Annotated in this window: 11 protein-coding genes; 4 read left to right on the forward strand and 7 right to left on the reverse strand. The window is 49.7% G+C overall.

Going from position 1 to position 16,822, the window contains the following annotated elements; translation table 11 throughout:
• Positions 1-46: 46 nt before the first annotated feature.
• Positions 47-1,087: a type IX secretion system membrane protein PorP/SprF gene (locus V2I46_08725; GenBank protein ID MEE4177579.1), complete on the forward strand. Its 1,041-nt coding sequence runs from the start codon at positions 47-49 to the stop codon at positions 1,085-1,087.
• 61 nt (positions 1,088-1,148) lie between these two features.
• Here the strand turns inward: V2I46_08725 and V2I46_08730 are convergent, their stop codons facing one another.
• The 4 genes from V2I46_08730 to asnB all read right to left on the reverse strand — a co-directional run bounded on the left by V2I46_08730 (position 1,149) and on the right by asnB (position 8,882).
• Positions 1,149-1,733, reverse strand: a complete 585-nt coding sequence (locus V2I46_08730; protein ID MEE4177580.1) for a hypothetical protein — start codon at positions 1,731-1,733, stop codon at positions 1,149-1,151.
• 69 nt (positions 1,734-1,802) lie between these two features.
• On the reverse strand, positions 1,803-3,581 hold the full coding sequence (locus tag V2I46_08735) for a hypothetical protein (GenBank protein ID MEE4177581.1): 1,779 nt from the start codon (positions 3,579-3,581) through the stop codon (positions 1,803-1,805).
• Between the two features lie 470 nt (positions 3,582-4,051).
• Positions 4,052-6,910, reverse strand: coding sequence for a TonB-dependent receptor (locus tag V2I46_08740; GenBank protein ID MEE4177582.1), 2,859 nt, complete (start codon positions 6,908-6,910; stop codon positions 4,052-4,054).
• A 94-nt stretch (positions 6,911-7,004) separates the two neighbouring features.
• A complete protein-coding gene (asnB, locus tag V2I46_08745; protein MEE4177583.1) occupies positions 7,005-8,882 on the reverse strand; it encodes an asparagine synthase (glutamine-hydrolyzing) in 1,878 nt (625 codons plus the stop codon).
• A 226-nt stretch (positions 8,883-9,108) separates the two neighbouring features.
• Between asnB and V2I46_08750 the strand changes: the two genes are divergently transcribed.
• The 3 genes from V2I46_08750 to V2I46_08760 all read left to right on the forward strand — a co-directional run bounded on the left by V2I46_08750 (position 9,109) and on the right by V2I46_08760 (position 14,327).
• Positions 9,109-9,867, forward strand: a complete 759-nt coding sequence (locus V2I46_08750; GenBank protein MEE4177584.1) for a tetratricopeptide repeat protein — start codon at positions 9,109-9,111, stop codon at positions 9,865-9,867.
• Between the two features lie 87 nt (positions 9,868-9,954).
• The gene (locus V2I46_08755) at positions 9,955-12,777 is read left to right on the forward strand and encodes a prolyl oligopeptidase family serine peptidase (protein ID MEE4177585.1); all 2,823 of its coding nucleotides are present in this window, start codon (positions 9,955-9,957) and stop codon (positions 12,775-12,777) included.
• Positions 12,778-12,809: 32 nt separating this feature from the next.
• Positions 12,810-14,327 carry an AbgT family transporter gene (locus tag V2I46_08760; GenBank protein ID MEE4177586.1) on the forward strand — a complete coding sequence of 506 codons (1,518 nt, stop codon included), beginning with the start codon at positions 12,810-12,812 and terminating at the stop codon, positions 14,325-14,327.
• Positions 14,328-14,336: 9 nt separating this feature from the next.
• On the opposite strand, the gene V2I46_08765 is transcribed toward V2I46_08760, so the two are convergent.
• The 3 genes from V2I46_08765 to V2I46_08775 form a co-directional block, all read right to left on the reverse strand.
• Positions 14,337-14,762, reverse strand: coding sequence for a hypothetical protein (locus tag V2I46_08765; GenBank protein MEE4177587.1), 426 nt, complete (start codon positions 14,760-14,762; stop codon positions 14,337-14,339).
• 17 nt (positions 14,763-14,779) lie between these two features.
• Positions 14,780-16,018, reverse strand: a complete 1,239-nt coding sequence (locus V2I46_08770; GenBank protein ID MEE4177588.1) for a DUF418 domain-containing protein — start codon at positions 16,016-16,018, stop codon at positions 14,780-14,782.
• Between the two features lie 32 nt (positions 16,019-16,050).
• On the reverse strand, positions 16,051-16,822 hold a 772-nt coding region (locus V2I46_08775; protein ID MEE4177589.1), incomplete at its 5' end, for a hypothetical protein.

Here is a 16,822-nt window from a genome sequence, read left to right on the forward strand (position 1 = left end):
ATTAAAAGATTCAACCGGGAATATTACACGCTTTAAGTTTAAACTCATGGAAAACAGACGAAAAACATACCGCCTGAGCCTGATACCGGGAATCCTGCTCCTGGCCCTGATGGTGAATGGACCGGGAGTTGTTCCGTTGAAAGCACAGGACCCGCAGTTCTCCCAGTTTTATGCGGCACCCCTGTTTATCGCCCCTTCTTTTACGGGCGGTACCGACGGCAGCCGGGTGGTGATGAATTACCGAAACCAGTGGCCCTCGATTCCCGGGGCTTTTGTTACATACGCATTCTCCTTCGATCATTATTTCCACAACTACCGTAGTGGAGCAGGAATCCTGATCAACCGTGACCAGGCCGGCACCGGAAACTTGGCCAATAATACCGCCAGCTTGCTGTATTCTTATAACTTTCAGCTTGACCATCGTTGGACCATGCGTCCCGGGGTGTCTTTCAGCTATTCCGAGCGTTCGCTCGATTTTTACCGGCTTACCTTTGGCGACCAGCTTAACCTGAATGGGGATCACAATCAAACCACCTTTAACCCTGTGGTGCCTATTGAACACATTGGCTATTTTGATGCGGCCGCTTCCGTGATGGCTTATTCAAGAATTGCCTGGGGGGGTGTTACCGTAGATCACCTGATGCGACCCAATCAAACCATGGTGGAAGGTCAGAAAAGCAGGGTGCCCATGAAACTCTCCATCTTTGGAGGTTACCGCTTTGATTTCGGGGGCGACTTGATGGGCGACCGGGGTGAAAGCATTTCCCTTGCCGCGCTTTACCGTAACCAGGGAAAATACAATCAGCTGGACGTCGGAATCTACTGGAGTATTAACCCCATCTCACTCGGAGTTCTTTACAGGGGAATACCCATCTTTAACAACCATGTCCACGGACTCTTCAATAACGATGCCGTAGTGGCCATGATTGGCCTGCGAACGAATAATTTCCGCATTGGATACAGTTATGATATGACAGTTTCACGACTGATCAACTCTACCGGCGGCTCTCACGAGATTTCCCTGATTTACCACTTTAACCAGGGCCCGCCTAATAAGAAACCTAAGATGTTACCTTGTCCCGACTAAGTTGAATAATCCCCCGGTTTTGTTTTCCATGAAAAAGCCCCGGAATCTTCCAGGGCTTTTTTTATTGTGCATCATAACGCCATTCGTGAAGCACCTTATCATATTTCAGCCTTTCGTCTGGCCACTGGATGTATTGCTTTTTGCCAAGGTATCCATCAACATTTTCTTTTTCAACCAGCTCAGAGAAGAGGATTTTCCCGATTTCTTCCAGGGTTTGCGCATCCCCTGCAGGGGTATTGAAGAGTTCTTCAAAGGCGGTAATTTGTCCGTTGATTATGAGAAACTTTCCCCCTACACCCCTATTGTTCCCCTGTAAATCCCTGGCAGGACGAAGCAGATAATAATAGTGCCATCCCTCTCCGGTTTTATGCAAAAACAACATCCTGAACTGTTTCGAATATTCTTTATAATAGCTGCGGAAACGGGGCTCAAAACGGGTCTTGCTGGTTGCCCCGCCTGGCTTTACCCCAATATAGGTGGCCAGTTCAATGATCAGGCTGTCTCCTTCCTGCCGCGAAAAGTAATTTTCGGGATCATACAGTTCCATCCCTGTGGGCTCAACAGGCTGCTCTTTCTCCCCCTGCAACCCGCAGGCAGACAATGTAAGGGCTATGATTACCAGGATAAAAAATTGTTGTTTTTGCATGGCATTCCTGATTAAAAAGCAAAAAGCCGGGAATGGCTTCCCGACTTTTTGCAAAGGAAAATATGGTTATTAATAATACTCAACAATGTGGCAGTTCCACTCGCCCCAGCCCTGGGTCCAGTCGGTATCTCCAAAGGCACCGACAAATGTAACTTTTTCGAAGAAATCGTCGGCTTTTGGCGTGTTGGTCCAGCGGGCGCCGTTCAGCAGCGGGCTGCTTCCGGCAGGTGTAAATGCAGGTGCTCCCAGTTCAAACGAGGATGCCTGGATGCCAAGGTCTTCCCATTTGCTTACCAAATGGTTATTGAAGTCTTCCGTGCCGAACCAGGTCTCATAGGCTTCCTGTCCTCCGGGGAAGTTGGCATGGCTTTTCAGCGCCACTCCTCTTGGATTGTTGGGATGCTGGGCTCCATTGGCAGGAGCGCCTTCAAAAGCAGTGCCTTCCGAGCCATAACCATTCCCGCCCCAGTGGTTCACCCCGGCAAGGTGAAGGTTGCGGATCTGAAGGTGCCCATCGAGGGCTGCTTGTCCCGATCCGGCCTTGTCGTCATCAATGTAAAGGCCATTGGGATAACCGGTCATATAACTGTTGTAAATGCTGATGCGCGAATTCCTCCTGAGTTGAGCAGCGTGCTGGAATTGAAGACTGATGGGGGTCTCGCGGTCTTGTTTTGGGCCAATCATGCTGATATTGGCAAATACACCCGAGGTGAAAGGCTCGGCAGCGCTTCCCGAACCGTTGTTGTCCACTTCAAAGCCATTCGATCCCGACTGGTCGGCCAGTGCAGCGCCCCTTACAGAAACGGCAAACTGCACCTTACCTGAAAAGCCCAGGTCCACATCAAAGTCATCGTCCAGGTTACGGTTAGCCACCAGGTATTTGGCATTCACCGTGCCTCCGAACCATTCAAAAGCGTCATCCAGCCCGTAGGAAGCCATCACATATTCGATGGTCGTTTCCGAACCCACGCTGCCCAATGTCAGGCTGTTGACTTCTTCGTTGGGGTTGATGGGAATCCCGGCATATTCAATACGTACGTAGCGGATCACGCCAGAGTTGTCATTGGGGATATCGCCACCGTGGAAACCACCGTAACCGCCTTCAAGCTCTACAGGCAGCCCGGTGGAAGCGGTAATGTTGTTGGGCGCACGGCCGCAGATCACCAGCCCGCCCCAGTCTCCCGGCTCACGGAAACCTGGCGCATTCTCAGAGGTCATAACAATGGGATGTTCTTCCGTACCTTCCGCAAAGATCTGTCCACCCATCTGGACGATCAGGGTGCCCTTAGACTCACGATCGCCAATGATCAGTGTCCCCGGCTCAATGTACAGCTTGGCCCCTTCAGGAACCCTTACAAAGCCATTTAAGCGGTAAATCTTGTTGGCAGTCCAGGTCTCGGTCCCGCTGATATTGCCTTCAGGTACTTCAACAATGGCTTTGGAAGCCACAGTGACTGAAAAAATCTGGATATCAGAAGGGCGGTCCTTCGTGTCGATGGCGGTGAAGGAAATATTGATCACACTTCCAATGGGTAGGTTCTCAACGGTGTATTTGTATTCATAGTCAAGGCTGGTTTCCCCGTTGAAAGCTACAGCCGGCTCAGGAACGCCATTCTTAAGGATATTCAGCGACTTGATCCCCTCGGGAGCGGTGATCGAAAGCGTGGTGCTGACCTCTTCTCCGGCGGCATTGATGGCCGAAGGCGTACTGAGTGAAATAACAGGCACCGGCTTGAGCTCTTCATCCTTCTCGCAGGATGACAGGATCAGGCCTGAAAAAACGACCAGGGCCATTATTCCAAAGGTTTTAATGGCCTGGTGAATGATCTTGTTTGATTTTCTTTTCATGTTTCTGATTTATTAAAATGGGTTACAATTTTCCAATTAATTTCTGAAGCAAAATTATCCCAGGCCCGTTAATTCATTATTAAGGGTTTATAACCTTTATGTTATGAATACGTTAAGCGAAGGTTACCTCCTGAAGATGGTTTCCAATCCCCCGGCTATTCCACATTTGGTTCGTACCAGAAAAGGATTTTAAACAAAGATCAGACGTATCTTAGACGTACTTCAGACGTAGTTTAAACGTGTATGCACGTCTGAACTACGTCTGAACTACGTGTTAACTACGTCTGAACTACGTCTGAACTACGTGTTAACTACGTCTGAACTACGTCTGAACCTTGAATCTGACACCTTCCTGAAAAGGTGTGATTTTAAAAAGAATCCCCTCCGAATCCCATCCCTAATGGTGCCATTTCTTTAGGAAATGGCAAACACAAGGGATGGATCACAGAGGGGAAAGGGTTGAAGGGAACCTAAAGTTTATAGGAAATACCCAGGGAGAAACGTGCACCGGGTTGGAATTTTTGGATGACCTGGTCTTTTTCCATATCAAAAATGCCGTCCTGGTTGGCATCCTGCATCAGCACAATGGGTTGGTTGAGCATGTCGCGGACACCGAATTTGAAATCCAGCCTGTTGCCGATGCTTTTCGAAATGGTCAGGTCGATTTGGTTGCGGGGCATCTCGTAAATGTCGGGATAGCTGTGATAACCGATGATGAATATCCGCTGGCCCACGATGTTGTAAAGCAGGTTGACCATCAGGTCGTGCTTTTCATTCCGGTAATACAGTCCTGCATTGACAATAAAGGGCGATTGGCCCTGCATCGAGCGGTCAGTGACCTGCTGCCCTTCACCGGCTTTGCCAAGGGTGACATTGCTTTTGATAACGGCGGCATTGAAAAGGATGCTCAGGTCGTCGATGAAAGGGATCCCGGTGAATCCTTCCAGCGATTTACGAATCTCTGTTTCCACACCCTGGCTGATGGCGCTCTCTGCATTTTCGTAGCTAAAGGTCTTGATGCCCCCCGATCCGCCGCCGTCAATGAACTTCGACTCGATGGGGTTGATGAAGTATTTATAAAACATCCCGAATGAGATGGACTCTCCGGCCGATGGGTAGTATTCCCAACGCACATCGGCATTGTGGATATAGGCGGTCTGCAGGTATTCGTTACCTTTTTTGACCAGGTTAAAGCTGAAGTCGTAAAAGCCAAAGGGAGCCAGCTCGCGAAACTCGGGCCGGTTAAGGGTCTTCCCGTAGGCTGCCCTTACCAGCATTTTACTGTTAAAGTTATAGGTCAGGTTGGCTGAGGGAAGCCAGCTTGTTACGGGATAAATTACATCAATGGGTTGGTTGCTGAGGGAAAAGCTGTGCATGCTCTGGCGGTTGTTCTCGACCCGTAAGCCACTGATCAGTTTGATCTTCTGGCTGAGGGGGAGGGTGAGCATCGCATAACCTGCTTTCAGGGTATTGAAGGCCGTGTAAGAGTCGGAGGGGTTGGTTTGTTCGTCGATCTTGATCCCAGTGCTGGTGTTGATGTTTTCGGGCTGGAACAGATAATCGATGCTGCTATCCAGCAGGTTCTGGTCGAACTGCATGGTATTGGCCCTCACGTAACCAAGGTTCCTTGAGTTGAAAAAACGGTCCTTGTCTTCATAGAAGAACCCCGCACTGAATTCAGGGACAAAACCCGGGAAACGATCAAAAGACAGGCGGTGGGTCAGGTTGAGGGATGCGGTAAGGTTGTTTTCCTCCATCTCAGAATAAAACCTGCCAAGGAAATAGGCTGCTGCGGCTCCAAAGGGAACGTAAAGCGTGGTATGTCCGGTGATGGTGTCGAGGTCGGAACGGTACCTGCGGTAGTCGGGCTCTTCGCGGAAAGAGTAACCGTAACCGGCAGTCCAGTTCATGGTGGTTTTGCCTTCAAGAAATTCGTGGGAACCCGTCAGCTGACCTGAATAAAGACCCCGGTATATTTGCTGGAACGAGTGGTTGCTGGCGTTAAAGTTGAAGTCGTAATGCGGCCCCGTTCGAAGCACGTATTCTGAGTTGCTGAGCTGATAAAACTGGTTTTTCAGTTCAATGGTGTGACCCTTGCCCAATTGAGCCGACCAGTTGTGCATCAGGCTGGTACGGATATTCTGTGCGTTTTTCTCATCATTAAAGCTATAGATAAACGACTTGCGCTCCATCTCCAGGTCGTAGGCATTGAAGTCGGCCCGGTCGACATTGTCGACTGACCTGCTGTTGTTGTATGAAACAGCGCTGATATTTCCTATTTTAACCCTTCCAAGGTTGAAACTATATCCTCCTGATATATGCAGGCTGTGATTCAAATTGCTGGTCGAACTTTCCGGGACCCAGTTATTGCTCAAGGCTTGCCCAGCCTGATTTATCGCTTGCTGGTTGTTGGCAATGGCGCGGAGGTTTTCGGGAAAACCGTCTGGCAGCGAATGGGTGTTGTCGTTGAAACCCAGCCAGTGCCACTTGCCGTTATTCTGGCTCTGGAACTCCCGGAAGCTGGCTTCTGGGTCATAACCGCCGGAATAAGAGACCTGCAGTCCATTCTCATCGGGGATGCTTTTGGTATATACCCTGATGACGCCGCCCGCAAAATCACCGGGAAGGTCAGCCGAGGGGCTTTTGTAGATCATGATCCGGTCGACCAGGTTGCTGGGGATGATATCAAAAGAAAAGGACCGTACATCAGTTTCCATACTGGGAGCGTAAGTCTCGTGCAGCATGCTGGCATTGTAACGCTCGCTCAGCCCGCGTACCATTATAAAACGGTTGTCCACCAGGGTGACCCCAGGGATCCTTTTTATCACTGCTGCAGCGTCGCTGTCCTGCGAGCGGCTGATCTGCTGGGCCGAAATACCGCTGACTACAAGGTTACTTGTCCTGATGGAGGTAATGAGCGACATTTCGGTGTGCGTAACCCTGCGGGCTGTTACCTGCACCCCTTCAATGTTCATTTCCCTTTCGACAAGTACCACATTCAGACGGGCATTTTTAGTGGCTTCCACCAACACGCCTTCAATGATGACCGGCTCGTAGGAGATAAAGGAAACCTGTATGTTATAGGTTCCAGGACTGAGGTTCTCGATGCGGAAATTGCCGTTGAGATCTGTCGCCGCCCCAATAATGGTTCCTTCAATGATTACATTGGCCCCGATAATGGTTTCTCCGGTTTTCTGATCCACAACTTTGCCGCTGATGCTTCCCCGGGTGGGGTCTGCAGATTCGGGTTCAGAAGAATGGGTTGAAGCATGGCCAAACAAGGCCGAAAATAAAATTATTGATAAAAGTAACGTCCTGATCCTTAGCATTTTTGTTTAATTGGTGTTATTTGTACAAAGCTAAGGACCATAGGTTACCAGATTGTTAAATCGCGGTTAACCTTTTGTTAGGGAATCATTAATCTTATGTTAGGTTTTTCTTAAGTGGGTTGTTTTCCAGCCACCGTTGCAGTACGATCAAAGCCCAGACTCGCTGGTACAGGTATGTTTTTCCCTGCACATAAAATTCGTGAAGCAGTTTTTTCACCTCTTCGGGATTCAGGATTCCGGTCTTTTTAATGGCCTCCTCCGAAAGATGCTCATCGGCCAGGAATTTCAGGTCGTTTTGGAGCCATTTCAGCAAGGGGATGGCAAAGCCCCATTTGGGCCTTTCAAACAGTTCTGAGGGAACATATTTCTTGAGCAGTTGCCGCATCAGCCATTTAGTCTGCCCGTTTTTTACCTTTAGCTTGTAGTCGAGGTTCAGGGCAAATTCCACGATGCGGTAATCCAGCAGGGGTACCCTGGCCTCGAGGGCGTGGGCCATAGTGGCACGATCTACCTTGACCAGGAGGTCGTCGGGGAGGTAGTAATGCAGATCGAACAGGGCCTGTTGTTCAGCAGGCCGCAGGCTGCGCAGCAGGCTGGGAAAGGTTTCCTGCATGGCCGGAAGGTCATCCACCTCAAGCAGCAGGTCTTCCACTTCATTGCCCGAGAAGAAGTACTGTTCCTGGCTGAAGATATGACTCTTAAAGTGCTCCATGTCGGGATAGCGGAACAGCATGGCGGCGCGTTTGCTCCGCAGGTTGCCTTTCTCAAGCAGCCCGGCTGCCGCGTTGCGCAAAAAGAGTGGATAGTTGCTCCCCAGTCTTTCGGCCCATTTGTAAGCGCCGTAACCCATGAAAAGCTCATCGCCGCCATCCCCCGTCAGGATCATGGTGACCTGCTTTCGTGCCATATGGGCCACCAGCAGGGTGGGGATACCTGATGAATCGGCAAAGGGCTCGTCGTAGGTGTCGAAAAAGGTAGGCAGCCATTCAAGGGCTTCCTGCTCGGTCACGATAAACTCATTGTGGCGGGTGCCCAGGTGGGCTGCCATGGTCCGGGCAAAGTCGGCCTCGTTGTATTTAGTCTCAGGAAAACCAATGGTAAAGGTGCTCAGGGGTTCCTGATTTTCCTGCTGAGCAATGGCGGTTACCAGGCTTGAGTCGATACCACCGCTGAGGAAAGCGCCGTAGGGGACGTCGGAAATTAAGCGATACCGAACCGAACTTTTGAGTAAATCTTCAAAACGTTCCAGGGCTTCGCCTTCATCAAAGATCACTGAGGATTCAATCTTTGCCGAAGGCTGCCACCACGGTGTGATGCTTATACCATCCTTGTCAACGGTGGCCAGATTTCCTGCAGGGAATTTTTTAACCTCATTAAAAATACTTATGGGCGAGGGGATATAACCCAGGTGCAGGAACAGGGCCACAGCCTGCCGGTTCAGGCTCAACTTTTCCTTGATGTCCGAAACGGCCATCAGTCCCCTTAGCTCGGAGGCAAAGGCAAAATGTTCGCCATCGTAATAATAATAAAGAGGCTTAATGCCCATGCGGTCGCGGAAGAGGAATAGCTTGTGCGCCTGCCGGTCATAAATGGCAATGGCAAACATCCCGTTAAGACGCGAGGTAAAGGCTTTTCCCCACAAAGCGAATGCTTGAATGATCACCTCAGAGTCGGAACTCGTTTTTAGGACAAAATCGGGTTGTTCTTTAACGATTTCTTCCAGGATCTCGCGGAAATTATAGATCTCACCATTGTATACCATCACATAGCGGCCGCAATGCGAATACATGGGCTGATTGGCAGCCTTCGAAAGATCAATGATGCTAAGCCTACGGTGCCCTAATCCAACAGAGTCTTCCAGAAACGAGCCTTCTGCATCTGGCCCCCGGTGGGCTACCGACCCGATCATTCGCCGCAAGTCTCCCTCTGACAGCCAACTCTTCCGTGAAAAGAATCCTACAATTCCGCACATATCCCTTTTTCTTCAAAAGTAACAAAATCCCGCTTGCCATTGCTTCGGGGAAATTGAATCCTTTCCTCTTTTTTAAATTTCTCCTTATTTTTTTTCCTTTTCAATAGGTTGATTATATTTGAACCGGTCAAACCTGGTTTCTCCCATGCGTTTTTTTGCGGGAATATGCATTGACTCTGTCCAAATTGTTTTGTATTTTTATTAGATGATACGTATTCAGCCTGAAATGAACAAAACCAACCCACAAGAACAGAACAGTTTTCTGGAAAAGGCCTGGCAAAAGTTCTTCAAAAAAGATTTTGAAGGCTCTGGTGAGATGTTTTCAGATTTGCTTGATAAAGAACCCGAGAATATCGAAGCGCTCTATGGAAGGGCATGCTGCCTTTTCCGGTCAGATGATTTCGAGGCCTCACTAAAAGATTTGGCCTCCATGAACAAACTCGACAGCAAGGATCACCGGGCTTATCATGTCAGGGGTTTACTGCGCGGCGCCGAGGAAAAGTATAAGGATGCCGTAAAAGACCTGGAGAAGGCCATCAGCTTGACAGAAGAAAATCTGGAAGCCTGGTTGGATTTGGGCGGGGTTTACCTGTTGATGAAAGATTACGATGAAGCCCTGAGGGCCTTTGAGAAGGCTATTGATATTGATAAATCATGTCCTGAAGGTTGGACTGGGAAAGGCATGGTGGCCTTGATGCGAAAAGAGTATAAGAAAGCCATCGAGTTCCTGAGTACAGCCATTAAACTCGACCCCAAAAACCTGAATGCCATTTTGGCGCGCGCTGACGCCTACCTCGAATCCAACAAGCGCGAAGAAGGTCTGCGCGATGTAAAGAAAGCTTCCTCCATTAAGTCTGAAATATTTAAGCCATCCCCCGAAGATGGGGACGAGATGGAAGATGACGACAAGGACGACTACGATCGCGACGAAGACGACGATATTGACGAGGATGCTGAGTTGGAAGATGTGAAACTCGACGATTGACCCGCGTTAGCTTTTCATTTATTGCTGCCGTTTTCATGATTTTTTTATATTTTAGGGCCCGATTTTTAACCCTAAAAAACTACAACCATGAAATTTCGGGCAAGTATAATCTTGTTTTTTGCTTTGTCATTCGTTTTCCTTGCTTCTGCACAGGAGAAAAAACGGCTTTCTCACGATGATTATGCCATTTGGAATACCATTTCGGGCCAGCAGCTCTCGCCCGACGGACAATGGCTGGTCTATGAGGTGAACCCCCAGGACGGTGATGGTACACTGGTGATCTACCACTTTGGAAGTGGAGAAGAAGTTCGTGTGCCCCGCGGCTACCGGGCTTCCGTCTCTCCAGCAAATGGCTATGTCGCTTTTTATATCAAGCCTCAGCAAGCCGTGGTGCGGCAGGCCAAGGTTGATAAAAAGAAAAAAGAGGAAATGCCCTCCGATTCCCTGGGTATCTTCAGGTTCTCCGATCGCTCCCTTGAGAAGTTTGCCGGCCCGGTGACTTTCGCACTGCCCGAAGAACCATCTGACTGGATGGTATATCATATTGACAATACCGCCGGTGAAAACAACCGGAGAAGGAGCACTGAACCTGAGCCTGAGGACCAGGATCCTCCGGCAGACTCACTGGAAGTAAAGGAACCCCCCAAGACCAAGAACCTCTTTGTATTCAATCCGCTTGACGGGACCCTTCATCAAATCAATGACATCGGCGAATACCTGATCTCCCCCCAGGGGAATCTTGTAGCAGGGGTTGCTGAGATCAACCAGGGTGATACCTTGAAGCAAAAGAAGGTGGTCGTATTCGAAACCCAGTCTCAGCTTGAGAACGTTATAGATGAACGTGAAGGGGAGATCAGGGAGTTGAATGTAGATTTTGCCGGTTCCCAGCTTGCCTGGCTTCACAGCACCGATACTGGTGATGCTAAAGTCTATGGCTTGTGGCTCTGGGAGCAAAGACGTAACCGACTTGAAGAAATTATCGACCGCGACACCCAGGGCATGCCCGCCGATTATAGTCCCAATGAAAACCGCAAGCCCTATTTCTCTAAAAATGGCCAGCGACTTTTCCTGGGCACTGCCCCCGCTCCTGTTACTGAAGAGAAAGACACCCTCCTCCCCGAAGAACGCTATTCCCTTGACCTCTGGCACTGGCAAGAACCGGTGCTCCATACGCAGCAGCTTTCCAGCCTTCGTCGCGATCGCAACCGCAACTATCTGGCAGTGTATCATATACGCCAGCAAAAATTTGTCCAGCTTGCCGATGAGGATATGCCCGATCTCATGCTTGACCGTGATAACGATCTGACCCACGGACTTGGTTCCTCCAGCTTGCCTTATGAAATTGAATCCAGCTGGGCAGGCTCAGCATCCCGTGACCTTTACCTGGTGAACCTTTTGGATGGCAGCCGCAAACTTATCATGGAAGGTCTGCGGTCAAGGCCTATGCTTTCACCTGCAGGGAAATATGTTACCTGGTTTGATGGAGGGGTGCGGCAATGGATGGTTTATGACATTGATAAGGGCACCACTTCAAGCCTTACGGCCAGTATTCCGTTTGCATTCCACGATGAAGATCATGATATGCCGGCTGAAGCCGGCCCCTATGGCTTCAGCGGATGGACCGAAAACGATGACTTTATTCTGATCAATGACCGCTTCGATATCTGGAAAATAGACCCGGCGGGAAGGAAGAATCCTGAAAACCTTACCCAGGGCTACGGTCGTGAAAATGAAATTCGTTTCCGCATTCAGAACCTTAATCCGGATGAGTACTTCTTCCGGCTGGATGATCGCCTGATTTTTGAAGGCTTTGATGTTGTTGATAAGCAGGATGGCTTCTTTGCTCTGGAAAACGGCCAGCTCACCACCCTGAAGTTTGAAGATGCTGCTTTCAGCCAGCTTCAGAAGGCCAAAAATGCCGAACGTTATATCTGGCGCCGCTCCACCTTCAATGAATACAGCAATCTATGGACAGGCGATGCCAACCTTAGCAGTGAAGTACGCATCTCCGATGCCAACCCCCAGCAGGATGGCTATTACTGGGGCAGCGTTCAACTGGTCGACTGGCTTGATTTCGATCACCAGAAGCTCCAGGGCCTGCTTTACCTGCCGGAGGACTTCGATCCCAACAAGAAATATCCCTTACTTGTTTATTTTTACGAAAAGTCGTCCGACGGCCTGCACTCGCATATCATTCCTGCCCCCAGCCGTTCCACCATTAACCGGCCATACTGCACCAGCAACGGGTATGTGATCTTTATCCCCGACATCACTTACAAAGATGGCTTCCCTGGCGAGAGTGCCTATAATGCCATCATGAGCGGAACCCTGGCAATGCTTGAACGCTACCCCTTTATTGACCGGGAGAACATGGGACTTCAGGGCCAAAGCTGGGGTGGCTACCAGATCGCTTACCTGGTGACACGAACCAACCTGTTTAAGGCGGCCATGGCTGGAGCGCCCGTCAGCAATATGATCAGCGCCTATGGCGGCATCCGCTGGGAAAGTGGCCGAAGCAGGCAATTCCAGTATGAACAAACCCAGAGCCGCATCGGGGGTACCCCTTGGGAGAAGCCTTTCCGCTACATCGAGAATTCCCCGGTGTTTTTTGCCGATAAGATTGAGACTCCCTTATTGATTATGGCCAACGACACCGATGGTGCCGTTCCATGGTATCAGGGGATTGAGTTCTTCATGGCCCTGCGCAGGCTGTCGAAACCCGCCTGGTTGCTGGTTTATAACGATGAAGCGCATAACCTGACCAAATGGCCCAACCGCATGGATCTCTCCGTCAGGATGTATCAGTTCTTCGATCATTTTCTGAAAGGAGCCCCCGCACCCATTTGGCTGCAAGAGGGTATTCCGGCCATTGAGAAAGGCAAAAACCACGGCTACGACCTGGTTGATTAAAGACGTTTTTGTAAGTCCAAAAACCAAGAAATATGACCAAGAAGAAAAGCAAATTCTCCGGATTTCTCGGATTCGTGGAGAAAGCAGGCAACGCCCTGCCGCACCCTGCCAGTTTGTTTGCCCTCCTGGCCATTTCTGCCCTGCTCCTCTCATTGATTGGCCACTGGCTTGATTGGACGGCCATTCACCCTGCCACCGGCGAAGAGATCAAGGCAGTTAACCTGCTTTCCAAAGAAGGAATACACCGCATTATTCTGGAGATGGTGGATAACTATACCGGATTCGCTCCTCTTGGCATTGTGATGGTAGCCTTACTTGGAATTGGTATTGCAGAAAGCAGCGGATTAATTAGTGCGGCCATTCGATTGATGGTGCTCAAATCCCCTGCCAAGCTGCTTACCTTTGTAGTGGTTTTTGCCGGGATTCTTTCTAATATTGCTTCCGACTTGGGATATGTGTTGATTATTCCCCTGGGGGGCATCATCTTTCATTCAGTGGGAAGACACCCCATTGCAGGCATGGCTGCAGCTTTTGCAGGTGTTTCGGGGGGGTTCAGCGCGAATCTCTTTATCGGTACCATTGATCCCTTGCTTGCAGGCCTTTCCACCGAGGCGGCACGTATCCTCGATGACACCTATTATGTGCTGCCTACAGCCAACTATTATTTCATGGTGGCTTCCACCTTTATCATCGCCCTTTCGGGAACCTGGGTTACTGAACGCTTTGTAGAACCTCGTCTGGGAACCTACCAGGGAGAGGTGAAGGCGGAAGTCCTCCAGCCGCTGGAACTCAAAGAACGTAAGGCTCTGAACTGGGTATTGATCGTGATGGGTGTCTGGGTGGCCCTGGTGCTTATTGGCCTTTTACCTGAGAATGGATTCCTGCGCGGACCCGAAAACTCAATGCTTCGCTCCCCGCTTTTAAAGGGGTTTATTGGCTTTCTTTTTATCTTTGCAGGGTCCATGGGTGTGGTCTATGGTTTTATCACCGGCAAGTTTAAATCGGATGCCGATGTGGTCAAGGGGATGGTCGACAGTTTCAAAACCCTGGCTGCCTTTATGGTGCTGGTGTTTTTTGCGGCCCAGTTTGTAGCTTATTTCAAGTGGAGTAACCTGGGCCTTTTGATTGCGGTTAAGGGAGCTGCAGTACTGCAGGAAATGCACCTGGGCCTGATCCCCCTGCTGTTGTTATTTATCCTGCTGTCAGGCTTTATCAACATGTTCATGGGCAGCGCCTCAGCAAAATGGGCTATCCTGGGACCTGTGTTTATTCCAATGTTTATGCTCCTGGGTTATTCCCCCGAATTGTCACAGGCGGTTTACCGTATTGGTGACAGCGTCACCAATATCATCTCGCCCATGATGAGCTTCTTCGCACTGATCATCGTGTACTTTGAGAAATACGACAAGAAAGCCGGTATCGGTACCCTTATATCAACGATGCTGCCATACACCATAGCTTTTACCATCCTGTGGTCATTGCTGCTGATCGGTTGGGTGCTCCTGGATCTTCCTCTGGGTCCTGGCGCTGGCTTGCATTATCCTGGCTAAGCCCTGCCCTTAATGGGTATCGAATTTTCTGGTCAGTGTCTTGATGTATTCCCGCCTGCGAAACCGGAGGGCACTCCAGTCTTCGTCAATGGCAACCTGGCTGACACCGACCAGATCATACTTTTTCATGATCTCCCAGCCAGTATCACGGTTGAAGTCACAGGTGTATTTCTTTGAACTACCCTTGGGATAACACATCCAGCAAACCGCATCGCCCTTAAGCAAGGGAGCGATCTGGGGCGTCAAATGGTCGATTTCTTCCTTTTTGGTGAGAAATACCACGAAATAATCCATCTCGCGGACATCATCCAGTTGCCGGTATACATTTGCCTGTTCCGAAAAACTTTTTATCTGTGGTTCAAATGAGGCCGGTGCCTTCAGCACAAATACCTCCGGTTGGCCTTTGTATTGCAATTTCTTTAAAATGGGATCCATTTCTGTTTGGTCTTGGATTATTTTCTGATGGGCTGTATTTTTCCGTAGGTCAGGCTTCGCCACAGCCATTCAAAGGGCCCGAAATGGAAATGCTTGAGCCAAACATAGCTGAACGGAATCTGCAGGGCAAAGATCAGCAGGGCCAGCCCAATACCATGCAAACTGTTTAACTTGCCCATTAGCCCGAAACCATAGGCGTAAAACAAAGTGGTGCAGATGATGGATTGCAGCAAATAGTTGGTCAAAGCCATCCTGCCAACGGGTGCCAGCCAGTAGCTGAAAGTCTTTAGATTTCCCTTGCTTACCAGGATGACCACCATTGACAGATAAAATATTCCGAGGGAAACTCCTCCGAAAGCCATTGCCAAGAGGTTAAGCACCTGGTATATGTCCATTTGGCTGGTACTCATGTTCATATAGGTAAACACAAAAAGGAGGCTCATGGGGAAGCCGATGCCAGCACCCCAGGCTGCTGTTTTGCGGAAGAAGGGGAGATGAGCCCCCGGATCGCGCATCAGTTCCTGTCGTGCCGCCAGGTGCCCCAACAGGAACATGGCCAGCACCACCGGGTAAAAGAACAAAACACCCGGTAAAAGAACCTGATATTCGTACAGTCGCATCCTCACCATTTCTCTGTAGCTGCCCTCGGTGTAAGCCGAAAAAGCCTTGTCTGCAATGCCCTGAAAAACGCCAGCGCTGCCTTCTAAATTGGCCTCCATGGCCTGGGCTGCCTCCGGTATTTTAAGCATAAGACTGACCAAGAGGGTAAAAAGGGCCGTAATCAGCGTAGGGATAATCATCAGCCATACCGTCCATTTCAAAAGACCCTTATCAGAAACCTTGCGAAATGCCAGCAGGAGAAACCCGAAGAGGGCATAGAACACCAGGATATCGCCCGGCCAGAGTAACACTACATGCAGGATGCCAAAAATCAGGAGGAAAAACATCCGGCGTCGGTACAAGGGCAGAATGCTGCTGCCTTCAGCGGTGCTTTTGTGCATGAACAGGTAAGACCCGTAACCAAATAGAAGTGAAAACAGCACATAAAACTTGCCCTCGAAAAAGAATTTGATAAAAATGACCGAAAGACGGTCGGCCAAGGGAGCGCTTTCCTGGAAGCCCAGGAGCATGTGGCTCATGGGTTTGATGAAAAGCTGCATGTTGACCATCAGGATGCCAAAGATGGCCAGCCCGCGCAAAACATCAAGCAGAACGATCCGCTCCTTTAATGGAACAGGTGTGGCAATGGTTTTCATGGTGAATGTTTTTGAGGTTATTGCTTGGCTATTCAGGAATGCATCTGAAGCACCTCCAGGATGTGCTCGCGACACAGGGAGGGGCGCAAAGTTCCGGTAATATGGCCGGTGTCGATGGTCCTCAAGGGAAAACCGTTATAAGCAGGTTTCTGAACGTAATAGTCAACGTATTGGTCGTGACGGGCCAGCAAGGGGTAGAGGTTGGAAGTGGTTACCCTGCGGAACTTGCTGTAAAAGGACAGCTTTTCCTTTATGATCTCAGGGTGTGTAAGCGCCAGCTTCCCGCTTAATTTCCTGTAGGAGGAAGTCAGGAATACCTCATCCAGTTTCGCACCCGCCATAATGGGGATATATGCCTGGGCTGAATTGTAATAAGCTCGGTGAAGATTGGTAACCCAACCCCCAAGACTCAGGCCTGTAACCAAAATGGCCGATTGACTTCTGCGTCTGAACTGACGAATCACCCACTCCGTAATTCTGACAGATACCGCCATCATGGTCATGAAATGATTTAACTCGGTCATTTTTTCCAGGAAGGGCTTGAGTTTCCCGTGGTGAAAAGGCGCCCTCACAACGATCAGGTTGGCAGGGATTCGCCGGGGCCATTTCATAAAGATCTGGTAAAAGGTGTTTTTGGCGTGTTCCCTGAAAGCAAAGGGGTTCTCATTGTTGCCGTGATGATAGATAATGGTAGGATAATCAAAACCCAGCCATTGGACCACCTTGATGGCCGGATGCACCTCGCCACTGAAGGTGTAGGCCGGCAGCTCAAATATCCCTTCCTGCATCAACTCAGGAATCCGC

Origin of the sequence: Bacteroides sp. (assembly GCA_036351255.1) — a bacterium.
In the GTDB taxonomy this organism is placed as follows: Bacteria; Bacteroidota; Bacteroidia; order Bacteroidales; family UBA7960; genus UBA7960.